We start from the raw sequence: 12,397 nt of genomic DNA on the forward strand, positions 1-12,397 counted from the left end.
GAAATAATCGATGATAAGAAAACCATTTCAGTGGATAGTGAATAGATTGCCATATTCGGAGCCTTTTCTGTTTGTTGATGAGATTTTAAAAGTAAATGAGAAAAGTGCTGAAGGAACGTATACGTTTAAACCTGATGCTGCATTTTATGAGGGTCACTTTAAGAATAACCCAGTTACCCCAGGAGTACTCTTAACAGAGTGCTGTGCACAAATAGGTCTGGTCAGTTTGGGAATTTATCTTTTGGGGGAAGATCGTAAGATAGAGGACTTAAAAATAGGAATGAGTAGTTCTCAAATGGAGTTTTTACTACCGGTTTTTCCGGGAGAAAGGGTTCGGGTTACCTCAGAACTTAGTTACTTTAGGTTCCATAAATTAAAATGCAACGTTAAAATGTTTAATGAAGAAGGTAAACTGGTCTGTAAAGGTACATTGGCAGGCATGATGGGCGTACATAATGAGTAGACGTGTAGTTATAACAGGTTTAGGGGTTTGTGCGCCAAATGGTGTAGGTCTTACCGATTTCACTCAATCGCTGTTAGAAGGTAAAAGTGGTATTCGACATCAACCTATTTTAGAAAAATTAGGATTCGGTTGTCAAATTGCCGGTGAACCCTTGGTGAAAGATAATCTTATAGATAATTATTTTACACCGCTAGAAAGAAGAGGATTAAATGCTACAGGCATCGTATACGGTGTAATAGCCGGAGTAGATGCTTGGAAAGATGCTGGTTTAGAAAAAAACGAGACAGAAGAACCTAGCTGGGACCGAGGTATACTTTTCGGTACTGGTATATTGGGCGTAGATAAGTTTAGGGAAGCCATTCACCTTATAGATGAAGGTAACGTTCGAAGATTGGGCAGTACCTCGGTCATACAAACGATGGCCAGTGGTATTAGCGCTTATTTAGGCGGCTTGTTAGGTTGTGGTAATCAAGTGACTACGAATTCTGCTGCTTGCACAACGGGTACAGAAGGTATTATTATGGCTTACGACCGAATTAGTCAAGGTAAAGCCGAGATTATACTAACAGGAAGCTGTAGTGATAGCGGTCCGTATGTATGGGGTGGATTTGATGCTATGCGCATTTTACCAAGAGCATATAACGATAATCCTTCGCAAGCCAGTAGACCCATGAGTGCATCGGCTTGCGGATTTATTCCGGGAAGTGGGGCAGGAGCCCTTGTTTTGGAATCCTTAGAAAGCGCACAAAAAAGAGGTGCGCATATTTATGCCGAAGTTTTAGGCGGAGAAATTAATAGTGGCGGCCAATTAGGAGAAGGTTCTATGACAGCACCTAACAGTATTGCCGTTCAGCGTTGTATTCGTAATTCCATTCTTAATTCTGGAATTGAAGCATCTGAAGTAGATGTGATAAATGGTCATTTAACCGCTACCGCTAAAGACGTATTGGAAATTGAGAATTGGAGCATCGCTTTGAATCGTTCAGGAAAAGATTTTCCTTACATCAATTCTTTTAAAGGATCTATAGGACATTGTTTAGCAGCAGCGGGTAGTATTGAGAGTGTAGCCACTATTTTACAATTTCAAGAAAAAGTGGTGTTCAAGAATGTAAATTGTGCCGATATTCATACTCAAATACAATCGTTAATTTCAGAAAATTGTATTCCGTTAAAAACAATGAACCATATCCCTAAAATAATAGCAAAAGCAAGTTTTGGGTTTGGCGATGTTAATGCTTGTGTTATTTTTAAAGCCTATTCTGAATAATTTTGTAAGGAACTCAATTAAAATAAAATACCTTTTGGTATAAAATTATATAAAGATGTTAGAAGAAGAGAAATATAATAAATTGAAGGATATTATAAAAATATACCTACCTGAAGATGTAACTGTTACAGATGTTGAGCAGAATAGTCATTTCATGAATGATTTAAATATCAATTCCGCTAACCTAGTAGACATTGTTCTAGATGTTGAGGATGCTTTTGATATTCGCTTAGAAAACGATGATATGGACCAAATGCAAACCGTAAACGATGCCATGGCAATTATCGATACTAAATTGAAAAGTAAATAAGAACTTCCTTATTCTCTTTCTTTAATAAACATCGAAGCTAACACTCCCGATGCCAAGGCTACTGATATTACGGCAAGAGAAACCCACTCTGGTAATTCTATATAATGAGAGAAAAGCATTTTTAATCCCACAAAAGCTAGTATCACAACGAGACTATAGTTGATATATCTAAATTTCTCCAACATTCGTGAGACTAAGAAATACATTGATCGTAAACCTAAAATCGCCAAAATATTTGAGGAAAATACGATAAAAGGGTCTGCGGTAATCGCTAATATGGCTGGTATACTATCTAAAGCAAATAGAATATCGGTTAATTCTATTACTATAAGCGCTACGAATAGGGGAGTAGCGGCATTGACATTCATTCTTTTTACGAAAAAATCATGACCGTTCATGTTTGACGAGACAGGGTAGATTTTTTTAATCATTTTAAAGACAAATGAGTTCTTAGGGTCAAAATCGTCATCATCACCTTTCAACATATTAAAAGCGGTATATAATAAGAAAATACCGAAAATGTAAATGATCCATTCAAATTTGGTAATCAATGCAACCCCGAAGAATATCATTAAAGCTCTAAAAACGATAGCTCCTAGAATTCCCCAAAATAATACCCTATGCTGATATAAAGGGGGAATCTTGAATGAACTGAAGATTACTGCGATGACAAAAATATTATCTACACTTAAAGAAAGTTCTATTAAATACCCTGTAATGTATTTTAAAACTGCGTTGTTAGGTGTTAGTCCGGTTGGGTTATCAACTATTCCAAAATTGAACAACCAATAGATAACACCACTAAAGCTAAAAGCAACCGTAATCCAAATTGCAGTCCAAATGCCCGCTTCTTTTGATTTTATCACATGGTCATTTTTGTGGAACACACCAAGGTCTAAAGCAAGAAAAACAAGTACAAAGGCAATAAAAATAATCCAGACTATCATATCATTTTTTTGGAAGTGCAAAGGTATTGAATTTTGACATTTAGAATTTTATTTTATCGAAATGTTCACAACTTGATACTCAAAATTTTAACCTTCCAATTATCAGATAAATTTCATGTATAAATTAACCATAGAATATGACTATTGTTTTAAATGGTTAAGCTGTAAAATTATATTTTAGATAATACGTTTGGCCTTCTGATAATTAGTATTGTCAAACTAATAGCAAATATAAAATCCAATTTAAGTCTGATTTTATGGAAAGAATATAAAGAAAAAATGTAAATTATTTCAAGCGATAAACTGTTTAGTTCTATCGATTATTAACAACTAACAATAGATTAAGTTGGAGTTCGAAAATATTGTGTTACATTTCTAGTAGAACAACTATTGAAATGAAAAAACTAACCTTATTGGGTGGTGTTTTCATATACCTACTTTTAGGTGTGAACACTACTTTTGCACAAGATGCTGACTCGATTAATGCTAAAATAAACAAGAGAACACTTCTTAACCAATTTGAGTCCGATTATGTACTATCTGTTTCTGAACGTATTGCGTTAAAGCAAAGTAGAATTGCATTTCAATATCGAACTAGGGAGATATTGGATTCACTTGACATATCCGATAAAAAAAGAAAGCGCTTAATTGAAGAATTAAAGCGCAATCCGTTTTCTGAAAAAATTCAAAATGTTATCGCAAGTGAAACTAAATCCGATAATAATATTGAAGATTAAACCTCGTTAAAATGTAGTCTAATGAGATTGCATTTTAGCTTTTCGTTTCTCTAACTGTCTTTGTAAGTCTTCTACCGATGAAGCTATGGAGGCTTCGAAACTTCCTGTAGAAGATTGAGCAAATAAGCGAGGTCCAGGGGCACTCAAACGTATATTACATACCATACCTGTATCAGGTGATGAAGTATTCTCTTTCTTGAAAAATACATCGGATCTTACTATAAAATCAAACTTATCCAATAATTTTTCTAATTTTTGTGCAGCCATAATTTCCAATCGGTTGCTGGCTTTCACATCGTCGTATTCAAAATTGATATTCATAGGTTCAAAGTTTAGATTAAGATACTCATTTCAAATCGTCCTGACAACAAAAAAAAGCTTAAATAAAAAGCTCATTTGTATTATCAATTGCTAACCGTTTTGTTTCTAAATCGTTACCGAAAGCGTTGAAATTTTAAAGTTTAGTTAAACCATAACAAACATAGTTTATATTCAAATTTCTTATCTTAATTTGAAATAAATTTCCCTCATTTTCATTTTAAAACCTTGCCCTATGGAAAATGAACATGACAAATCTAAATGCTTAGGTAAACTGGAACGTTGTTATAATACGCTTCAATATTTTAAAACTCGTATAGACTCCTACTTATATGAACCTTCGACTATGGGGCTTTTTGAGACTAAAGCGTATCTGAAAGATAAAATAGGGAAGCTGGCAGCTGCAAACGAGACCTTATTAGACTATTTAAAATTAACCAATGAACTTTTGCCGGATCAGTACCAATTGGTAAATTTTCTTATTAAGGAAACAGCAGAACTTGAAAGTGATGTTATGGAGTACACCAACAAATCTAGAAAATCTGTTCAATAATCGTTTGTCAGGTGAAATTGGTCGTAGCCTATCAATTATTTCAATTAGTACATAAAACAACAGTCTTATTTTATTAATAGTTATTCTAGGAGTAGAACACTAATACTAATTAAATGAAACGTTTTTTCGTTTTTACCATTTGCTGCTTTTTATTTTCTGTAAAAGTTGCTCATTCTCAAAATTTTGCATCTAAAAATGTTAATCTTGAAAGTGAAGAAGAACCAATTATGTTTCAGTTTGAACCTAACTTTGAAACAGCACGGTTACAAAAGCGCGAAGCATTATTGAGCAAGATTAAGCAAATTTATAAGGAATCTCATACAGATAAATTTCAAAAAAACCTATTGGTCGATACCGAATTTGGAGATGATAAATATCAATAATAATTTTGAGAATTTGGCGTAGATTTAGTTGATTAAAAGACCATTAATAGCATATGACCTATGAAAACAATAGTTGCTTCTTTTGTCGTATTAAGTATATTGTTTAGTTGTTCGTCTACTAAAAACAGTATCAGCGATACCCACCCAATTCATTCATTAATTTCATCAAGATCTTTTGAGTTTACTGCCGATTGGGCAAACCCAATGGTTACTCAGAGTATGAATGCCATTGCTAATTCAGGACTTATACCACCAGGAAGTACTATTTCACGTATTAATTTGGCCGGAAATCCTAATTACTTAAAAGTTTTTGGAGATAGTGTTTCAGCCAATTTACCTTATTATGGTGAACGTCAATTTGGCGGTGGTTATGGCTCGGCAACCGGAATTGAATTTAACGGAATCCCCGAAGATTATAAGCAGACCTTTGATACCGATAACGGTAAGTACACTGTTAGTTTCAACATCAGCGACAAATCAGACAGGTATTATGTGATAATGGCTATTTTTCCTAGCAAATCTACTACTGTAGTAGTGAGCCTTAATAATCGAAATTCTATTCGTTATGAAGGCGCTATTGAAGCTTTGGAAAGTAACATAAAGCAGTAACCATATATCATTCTTTTCCTAGTAACTATCAGTATTGGTTACGAAAGCAATTCTTTTACTATCTGGTGACCAACTGGGCACATTTATAGTTCCTTGACCACCATAAATATGGGCAAGTACTTTGGGTTCTCCTCCATTAAATGGCATAATACGTAACATGCAATGCTTGTAAAATGGGTGCTCACTCGGATTTATATCCTTGGGAAAGGAAATAAAAACAATCCATTTTTGATCCGGACTCACATGCGGGAACCAATTGTTGTATTCGTCGAAGGTCAGTTGTTCTTGTTTTTTACCATTTGCTTTCATGCGATAGAGCTGCATGGTGCCCGAACGTACCGAGTTAAAGTAAATATATTTCCCGTTTTCACTAAATTCAGGTCCGTCGTCTAATGTTGGGTAATCTGTAAGCTGTTCTTCTTTTCCTGATTTAATATTGACCGAGAATATATTATATGCTCCGTTTCTGTTGCCCGTAAAAAGCATCTCTTTATTGTTTGGCGACCACCCATGAAAGTAAGATGCACCAACCCCAGGTTTTGTTACCATTTTGGGTAGCGAATCACCCTCAGTAGGTAAGTAGTATAAAGCAGAAGAGCCATCATCTTTTTGATTGTGGTTACTGATACCTAAAAGTTTACCATCGAAAGAAAGTACGTGGTCATTATTGTTATTAACAGCAAAACCAGTGTTTAGGGGGGTAATAGTATTCGTTTCTAGCTCATAATTATAAAGATGACCTTTGGAATTGTAAATCAATTTTTTACCATCGACTGTCCAATTAGGTGCTTGAATGGAATGAGCGGAATGATGAATAATTTTTCTGTGTCCGGTTTCCACATCCATCAGTTCTAAATTACTTCCTATATAATTGCGATAGGGAGTATAATCTGCCTCTACCGGTTTAACGATTCGTACATTGCTAAAGGTCGCACTTTCCAAAACTTTAGGATTATGGGAACATACATATAACCCCACATACACCTCATTGTCTAGATCCATATTAGTTAGCTCGACAGAGGTAAGCTCTTCACCAAATTTTGCGGTAGACATAATATATGTAGTACCCCGTCTTTCTAATTGTATAATAGTGGGGGACTCGTCTATAGATTTCAGCTCTTCGGTAAGTCCGCCAACCGTTTTACGGTACTGTAAAGAGGTGAGTCCGTCACCATGTGTACTAGCATTCACATGAGCAGAATTCGTATCTAAGCTATTTTTAATAATCCATCCCGTTTTACGATGAGGGTCAGCCCCGGCACCATTAAATTTTACGGTAGCACGAAGAATAAAATCTCCTTGTATAGTCGTCCATAAATATTGAAATTCATCGGTGCCGAACCACATATTAGTACCAGCTCCTGTTAAAGTGTAGGTTTGGTTTTTAGCATCGAAGGTTGACGAACCCTTCACTTTTGGATTCCCGATAGCGGTTTCACCATCAAAAATTCCGATTTTATATTGTGCTTGAAAAGTGGTTGTCATCAATATGAATAATAGAGAGAGTAAAAGTGCATTTGATTTCATGATGAGTTGTTGTTTTTTGTTGGTAGTTCTATTTAAATATACTCTTTAATTCTTTTGTTTTGATATATAGACCTTTATGAATACTTAAAAAGGCTACGTACCAAATATTCGAAATTGATTATAAATTAATGTTTTAACTACAAGTTTACTATGTTTTACGTTAAAGGAAGCCTAAAAAGGGAAGGTTTTGCGCTATAATTCGTTATTGGGTATTAAGAACAATACCTTTGAGGCTCAATTAAGTTAACTAGTAGAATTTAATAGTATGAGCAAAGTAAAAGCAGATGATTTAGTACGAGTACATTACACCGGTAAATTGAGTGATGGACAAGTGTTTGATAGTTCGGTAGATAGAGAACCTTTAGAAGTGAAATTAGGAGAAGGTAGTTTAATTCCTGGTTTTGAAAAAGGATTGATTGATATGCAACCGAGCGAGAAAAAGACTGTCGTTATTGCCAAGGAAGAAGCTTATGGCGAAAAGCGTAAGGAACTTTTTCAATCCGTAAAAAAATCAGATTTACCTGAAGATTTGAAAGTAGAGGTCGACATGGCACTTATGGCTACGAACGCTGATGGTAGTGAAAAACAACTTCGCGTTGCAGAAATAAAAGAAGATGAAATTGTAGTAGATGCAAATCATCCTTTGGCCGGTGAAGATTTAACTTTTGAGTTAGAGTTGGTTGAGATTAAATAAATAGCATACATTTTATAAAAAAACCGCCCTTAATAGGGCGGTTTTTTTGTTTTGATAGGTGAATTTAAGGTATGTTCGTATAATGTTATAAATTAGAGGACGATCTATAATTGTACTATGTTATATGTAGTTATCACTACTTATTTAGATAAAAAGATATACTGATATGAACATCCTAAAAAATGCTATTTTTATTTTTAAAACGTATGCGCATTCTGCAATAATGCTATTATTGCTTCTATTTTGCCTGTCTTGCTCAGAACAGCCTAAAGAAACGGAAAAAGAAGAATGGCTCGCTTTATTCAATGGAGCCAATTATGACGACTGGACTCCAAAATTTGCAGGATATGAACTTGGGGTTAACCATAACAATAGGTTTGTATATCAGGATAGCCTTTTAAGTGTCAGATATGCTAAGACAGATACCTTTAATGGAAATTTCGGACATCTATATTATAAACAGAAATTCTCACATTATAAACTACGCGCAACGTATCGGTTTGTTGGGGAGCAAATGACTAACGGTCCCGCTTGGGCCTTTCGCAATAATGGTCTAATGTTACATTGTCAAGAACCTGCAACGTTGGGTTTAGACCAAGATTTTCCAATTTCTTTAGAGTATCAACTTTTGGGCGGTGACGGCACCAATGAGCGTACAACGGCCAATTTGTGTACACCGGGCACCAATGTGGTTATGAACGATAGCCTGTTTACCACACATTGTGTCAACTCCACCTCAAAAACCTACCATGGTGACCAGTGGGTTACTGCGGAAGCCTTGGTTCTGGGAGATTCCCTTGTGCAGCATATTATGGAAAAGGAAGTAGTTCTAGAATTTAAATCGCCTACTATTGGCGGCGGCGGCATATCTGGGTATAAAGAAAGTGCGTATGTAGAAGGAAAACCATTAAAAGAAGGGTATATCTCGATTCAGGCAGAAACCCATCCCATCGATTTTAAAAGTATAGAAGTACTGAACCTATGTGGTTGTATGGATGAAAAGGCCAAGAATTATAAGTCTTACTATGTAAAAGCAGATAATACCACGTGTATTTACGAATAGAAAAATACAAATACCAATGAAGAAAGGAATTGTACTTTTTTTAGTCTTGAGCATATCACTATTAGGCTGCAAAGAAGTAAAAGAAGAACAAAAAACAGCAGCTGAATCTACGACAATTGAGGTAGAAAAAGCCTCAATATCATTATATGAAGATTTAGACGGTAACCCTGTTGAATTGACCGATTATAAGGGAAAACGGATACTCTTAAATTATTGGGCTACATGGTGTCGACCCTGTATTGAAGAAATGCCAGATTTATTGAAATTACAAGGCATTTTAGAGGAAGAGAACTATGTGTTTTTATTCGCTTCAGACCAATCTTTGAAGAAAATATCAGTTTTTAAAGAAGCCCGAGGATTCGATTTTAAATACATTAAGTACAATGGTGCTTATGCCGAACAAAGAATAAATGCCTTACCCGTTACTTTGGTATATAATGAAGTGGGGGAGCAGGTATTGCGATTTGATGGTGGAATGGCGTGGGATAGTCCAGAAATGATTGAACAACTAAGAAAAATACAGTAATGCGCTCAACATCCTATTTCTATACCTTAGCTATTGCCTTAACCTTTATCGGTTGTAAGCCAGAAGCCAAGCAGGAAACAAAACAAGAACTACCAGAAACTAAAGTTTCGGTAGTTCAAGAGATGATTTCTCCGGCAGGCACATCTAGTTCCTTACCGCATTTAATGTCGAATAAAGACGTTGCACTACTTTCTTGGGTAGAAACTACAGGCGACACTTTAAAGACCATGTATTATGCAGAATTGGTCGATGACATATGGCAAAAACCACAGGCTATATTTAATGGTAGCGATTGGTTTGTGAATTGGGCCGATTACCCAATGATTACAGAGAATAATGGTAGTCTATGGTCACATGTATTAAAGAAATCTACGGCTGGCACGTATTCATATGATATTAAGATGAATGTAAAGCCAAAGGGAGCTACGGAATGGAAAACCGATATGCCATTACATACCGATGGTACACCAACAGAACATGGTTTTGTCAGTGTAGAACCGTATAACGACAACTTTTTTGTGAATTGGCTCGATGGCAGAAATACCGAAGAAAATGAAGTAGGGGAGCGGGGAGCAATGACCTTAAGGGCAGGGGTAGTATCGACCACAGGTGAGCTATTACAAGAGTATGAACTTGATGATAGTACCTGTGATTGTTGCCAGACCACTTCGGCTATAACCGATAACGGACCTATTGTTATTTATCGTGATCGCTCAGAAGAGGAAATTCGTGATATCAGTATTGTTCGTTTTGTGGATGGAAACTGGACAACACCTAAAGTAATACATGAAGATCATTGGCAAATAAAAGGATGCCCGGTAAACGGACCAAAAGTAGCGGCTTTGGGCAATGAGGTTGTCGTTGCTTGGTTTACAGGAGCAGAAAACAACCCGAAAGTAAACGTTGTATTTTCAAACGATGGTGGAGCGAATTTTCAAGAACCTATTCTCATCGCAGAAGGCATGGTTATGGGCAGGGTAGATGTACTTTGGATGGATCAAGATAAGGCTGTAGTAAGTTGGATGGAATCTAAAGACAAAATGGCTGTTTTCTATACCATGATTGTTTCCAAGGATGGTTCTGTTTCAAATAAACAGGTTATTGCTGAATTGGATGGTTCTCGAAAATCAGGATTCCCTCAAATGGAAATTGTTGAAGAAACCCTTTATTTTGCTTGGACCGAGCAATCTGCATCAACGTCTAAAATACAAACCGCAAAGATGCCAGTAGACGCGTTTACGTTTAATTAACCGAAATAAGGCTGATATCAAAAACCAAAACAGAACCGCCAGGTATGGTGCTATAATCGAAACTGCCGTAACCTAAATGTGCTGGCAGCAACAATATTCCGTTGCCACCTTCATTAAATAAGGAGATTCCTTCTGTCCAACCTTCAATAACCTGGTTAAGTCCAATAGTTAGACCTTCGGCAGAACTTTCGTCAAAAACAGTACCATTTAGAAAATATCCTTTGTAGGCAACCGTTACATTAGAAGAAGCATTTGGTTTTACGCCATCACCTTGATTTTCAATGATGTAGTGTAGGCCAGATTCCGTTTTTAAGGAAACCAAATCATTGGTAGTTAGGTAGGCATTGATATCTTGCTCATTAATCACAGAATAATCGAAAGGTTCTTGAAGCGGAGCATTAGTATTAGAATCATTAGAATTACACGACACCATTAGGGTCATAAGAAAAAGGAATACTGCGTATTTCATAACTATTTTTTGGTGAAGATATCATCTAGCAAAATTTCTAGCTAGAAATTTAAGTTCTATTTAACCATTTTAAGAACTGACAAAGGTGCTATTGAATAAAGGTGTTTACTGAAAACTTAATACTACAATGCTTGTAGAGGTATTTTTGAAATTTTATCGCCTGAACCTGAGAATCAAATATGACAGCTTCGGTAATACTGTTAGCTAAAACGAGGTGCCCAATAAGATACTCCACGTAATAGGTATTGTGTTCAGACAGAAGAACAAAATTTTGGCTATGGTTCAAATTGATTATTTTATGAAATAAAAATAAAATAATTTTTAATGTGATTCTAGTGAATATGCTTTTAATTTGATGTGAGGATGATATAAAGATTAATAATCGTTAATTAAAAGTACCGCGGGCTACCTTTAAATATCAAAGTACTCATGATTTCAATTTGAGGCATTTTTTTTGTCTTACAATCGTTTTTAATTATCCTGTGGATGAATAAAAAGGTTGGTGAAAAAGAAGGGATGAACTAATAGTTTATAGGAGCTCATAAATATTCTATTTTACATAATATAAATTATAGAACATTAATAGTGAATTAACGAATAGCGCATTTTCGTGCTATTTTACATAGTTACTTTATAAACCCTGTAAGAGGATTATAACAAAGTAATTATGTAAAAGTTAATTTACGTCTCACATATACTATAGTCATTAAAATACCGCCGCATCATCTCGGCAACAAACAAAATCAGCCACTGGCTAATCTTATTTGTCACGGGTTATGTAAAATAGCCGCTACCAAGCGCTCGATTGTTTTATAAAATCAAATTGCTTCGCAGCCGCATCAACTCGCACGAAAAATCAAAAGTCTACTAGACTTTCAATTTCACGTCGTATTTTAAACACAATTATCCAACGCTTGCCAACGCCAAAATAAAAGCTAACCTTTTTACACTCATTAAAAATCGAGTATTCGACAAAATGTACGTAATAAAAAATTTTAAGCGATTCTCGTAAACTTGCCACAAGAGCATAAATTTTAAGAAAAATAAAATTCTATGCACTTGTTATATATAGAACTTCTATTAATCTTTTTTTTCGAGTTTCATTATCTTTTGTCTTGAAACAAAAGAAACAAAAATTCAAGGCTGCATATAATTTTGGAAACAATTAACGGCTCATTCGCTATATTTTAGGAAACATTGGAACTCGTTAACATTGTTTTGAAATCTTTTGAACAATTTAAACTCTTAAGAAACAGTATTACTAAATCCCTAAAATATGGA

15 protein-coding genes are annotated in these 12,397 nt (G+C 35.3%); 11 read left to right on the forward strand and 4 right to left on the reverse strand.

Features of this window, described 5'->3' with window-relative positions; translation table 11 throughout:
- The first annotated feature begins 10 nt into the window (after positions 1 to 10).
- Genes BMY56_RS03165 through BMY56_RS03175 form a run of 3 tightly spaced genes read left to right on the forward strand, consistent with a single transcriptional unit; the run spans position 11 to position 2,040 of the window.
- On the forward strand, positions 11 to 463 hold the full coding sequence (locus BMY56_RS03165; protein ID WP_091619731.1) for a 3-hydroxyacyl-ACP dehydratase FabZ family protein: 453 nt from the start codon (positions 11 to 13) through the stop codon (positions 461 to 463).
- The gene (locus BMY56_RS03170) at positions 456 to 1,730 is read left to right on the forward strand and encodes a beta-ketoacyl-[acyl-carrier-protein] synthase family protein (RefSeq protein ID WP_091619735.1); all 1,275 of its coding nucleotides are present in this window, start codon (positions 456 to 458) and stop codon (positions 1,728 to 1,730) included. Before BMY56_RS03165 ends, BMY56_RS03170 begins: the two co-directional genes overlap by 8 nt.
- A 55-nt stretch (positions 1,731 to 1,785) precedes the next feature.
- On the forward strand, positions 1,786 to 2,040 hold the full coding sequence (locus tag BMY56_RS03175; RefSeq protein WP_091619738.1) for an acyl carrier protein: 255 nt from the start codon (positions 1,786 to 1,788) through the stop codon (positions 2,038 to 2,040).
- Between the two features lie 8 nt (positions 2,041 to 2,048).
- Here the strand turns inward: BMY56_RS03175 and BMY56_RS03180 are convergent, their stop codons facing one another.
- A complete protein-coding gene (locus tag BMY56_RS03180) occupies positions 2,049 to 2,987 on the reverse strand; it encodes a TerC family protein (protein ID WP_091619740.1) in 939 nt (312 codons plus the stop codon).
- Positions 2,988 to 3,382: 395 nt separating this feature from the next.
- On the opposite strand from BMY56_RS03180, the gene BMY56_RS03185 reads away from it, so the two are divergent.
- Positions 3,383 to 3,724, forward strand: coding sequence for a hypothetical protein (locus BMY56_RS03185; protein ID WP_091619743.1), 342 nt, complete (start codon positions 3,383 to 3,385; stop codon positions 3,722 to 3,724).
- 18 nt (positions 3,725 to 3,742) lie between these two features.
- On the opposite strand, the gene BMY56_RS03190 is transcribed toward BMY56_RS03185, so the two are convergent.
- Positions 3,743 to 4,045, reverse strand: coding sequence for an HPF/RaiA family ribosome-associated protein (locus BMY56_RS03190; RefSeq protein ID WP_091619746.1), 303 nt, complete (start codon positions 4,043 to 4,045; stop codon positions 3,743 to 3,745).
- Positions 4,046 to 4,277: 232 nt separating this feature from the next.
- On the opposite strand from BMY56_RS03190, the gene BMY56_RS03195 reads away from it, so the two are divergent.
- The 3 genes from BMY56_RS03195 to BMY56_RS03205 all read left to right on the forward strand — a co-directional run bounded on the left by BMY56_RS03195 (position 4,278) and on the right by BMY56_RS03205 (position 5,587).
- On the forward strand, positions 4,278 to 4,595 hold the full coding sequence (locus tag BMY56_RS03195) for a hypothetical protein (protein ID WP_091619749.1): 318 nt from the start codon (positions 4,278 to 4,280) through the stop codon (positions 4,593 to 4,595).
- A 113-nt stretch (positions 4,596 to 4,708) separates the two neighbouring features.
- Positions 4,709 to 4,978 (forward strand): hypothetical protein, encoded by a 270-nt coding sequence (locus BMY56_RS03200; RefSeq protein WP_091619752.1) that lies wholly within the window; start codon positions 4,709 to 4,711, stop codon positions 4,976 to 4,978.
- Between the two features lie 60 nt (positions 4,979 to 5,038).
- Entirely contained in the window at positions 5,039 to 5,587 is a 549-nt protein-coding gene (locus BMY56_RS03205; RefSeq protein WP_091619754.1) for a DUF4251 domain-containing protein, read from the forward strand.
- 18 nt (positions 5,588 to 5,605) lie between these two features.
- Here BMY56_RS03205 and BMY56_RS03210 read toward each other — a convergent pair whose 3' ends face one another.
- Positions 5,606 to 7,114, reverse strand: a complete 1,509-nt coding sequence (locus BMY56_RS03210) for a TolB family protein (RefSeq protein WP_091619757.1) — start codon at positions 7,112 to 7,114, stop codon at positions 5,606 to 5,608.
- Between the two features lie 265 nt (positions 7,115 to 7,379).
- On the opposite strand from BMY56_RS03210, the gene BMY56_RS03215 reads away from it, so the two are divergent.
- The 4 genes from BMY56_RS03215 to BMY56_RS03230 all read left to right on the forward strand — a co-directional run bounded on the left by BMY56_RS03215 (position 7,380) and on the right by BMY56_RS03230 (position 10,647).
- Positions 7,380 to 7,808: an FKBP-type peptidyl-prolyl cis-trans isomerase gene (locus BMY56_RS03215; protein ID WP_091619759.1), complete on the forward strand. Its 429-nt coding sequence runs from the start codon at positions 7,380 to 7,382 to the stop codon at positions 7,806 to 7,808.
- A gap of 166 nt (positions 7,809 to 7,974) precedes the next feature.
- Positions 7,975 to 8,871: a 3-keto-disaccharide hydrolase gene (locus BMY56_RS03220; protein WP_091619762.1), complete on the forward strand. Its 897-nt coding sequence runs from the start codon at positions 7,975 to 7,977 to the stop codon at positions 8,869 to 8,871.
- A 16-nt stretch (positions 8,872 to 8,887) separates the two neighbouring features.
- Complete coding sequence (locus BMY56_RS03225; RefSeq protein ID WP_091619764.1) at positions 8,888 to 9,397, forward strand: TlpA family protein disulfide reductase; 510 nt, start codon at positions 8,888 to 8,890, stop codon at positions 9,395 to 9,397.
- On the forward strand, positions 9,397 to 10,647 hold the full coding sequence (locus BMY56_RS03230; protein ID WP_091619767.1) for a hypothetical protein: 1,251 nt from the start codon (positions 9,397 to 9,399) through the stop codon (positions 10,645 to 10,647). Before BMY56_RS03225 ends, BMY56_RS03230 begins: the two co-directional genes overlap by 1 nt.
- On the opposite strand, the gene BMY56_RS03235 is transcribed toward BMY56_RS03230, so the two are convergent.
- Positions 10,640 to 11,116, reverse strand: a complete 477-nt coding sequence (locus BMY56_RS03235) for an FKBP-type peptidyl-prolyl cis-trans isomerase (protein ID WP_091619770.1) — start codon at positions 11,114 to 11,116, stop codon at positions 10,640 to 10,642. The genes BMY56_RS03230 and BMY56_RS03235 overlap by 8 nt on opposite strands.
- Positions 11,117 to 12,397 lie beyond the last annotated feature (1,281 nt).

The organism is Maribacter orientalis, from assembly GCF_900109345.1.
Lineage (GTDB): Bacteria > Bacteroidota > Bacteroidia > Flavobacteriales > Flavobacteriaceae > Maribacter > Maribacter orientalis.

Coding starts and splice junctions, on each gene's coding strand:
- BMY56_RS03165 (WP_091619731.1), top strand. CDS start 11: ATGATAAGAAAACCATTTCAGTGGATAGTGAATAGATTGCCATATTCG.
- BMY56_RS03170 (WP_091619735.1), top strand. CDS start 456: ATGAGTAGACGTGTAGTTATAACAGGTTTAGGGGTTTGTGCGCCAAAT.
- BMY56_RS03175 (WP_091619738.1), top strand. CDS start 1,786: ATGTTAGAAGAAGAGAAATATAATAAATTGAAGGATATTATAAAAATA.
- BMY56_RS03180 (WP_091619740.1), bottom strand. CDS start 2,987: ATGATAGTCTGGATTATTTTTATTGCCTTTGTACTTGTTTTTCTTGCT.
- BMY56_RS03185 (WP_091619743.1), top strand. CDS start 3,383: ATGAAAAAACTAACCTTATTGGGTGGTGTTTTCATATACCTACTTTTA.
- BMY56_RS03190 (WP_091619746.1), bottom strand. CDS start 4,045: ATGAATATCAATTTTGAATACGACGATGTGAAAGCCAGCAACCGATTG.
- BMY56_RS03195 (WP_091619749.1), top strand. CDS start 4,278: ATGGAAAATGAACATGACAAATCTAAATGCTTAGGTAAACTGGAACGT.
- BMY56_RS03200 (WP_091619752.1), top strand. CDS start 4,709: ATGAAACGTTTTTTCGTTTTTACCATTTGCTGCTTTTTATTTTCTGTA.
- BMY56_RS03205 (WP_091619754.1), top strand. CDS start 5,039: ATGAAAACAATAGTTGCTTCTTTTGTCGTATTAAGTATATTGTTTAGT.
- BMY56_RS03210 (WP_091619757.1), bottom strand. CDS start 7,114: ATGAAATCAAATGCACTTTTACTCTCTCTATTATTCATATTGATGACA.
- BMY56_RS03215 (WP_091619759.1), top strand. CDS start 7,380: ATGAGCAAAGTAAAAGCAGATGATTTAGTACGAGTACATTACACCGGT.
- BMY56_RS03220 (WP_091619762.1), top strand. CDS start 7,975: ATGAACATCCTAAAAAATGCTATTTTTATTTTTAAAACGTATGCGCAT.
- BMY56_RS03225 (WP_091619764.1), top strand. CDS start 8,888: ATGAAGAAAGGAATTGTACTTTTTTTAGTCTTGAGCATATCACTATTA.
- BMY56_RS03230 (WP_091619767.1), top strand. CDS start 9,397: ATGCGCTCAACATCCTATTTCTATACCTTAGCTATTGCCTTAACCTTT.
- BMY56_RS03235 (WP_091619770.1), bottom strand. CDS start 11,116: ATGAAATACGCAGTATTCCTTTTTCTTATGACCCTAATGGTGTCGTGT.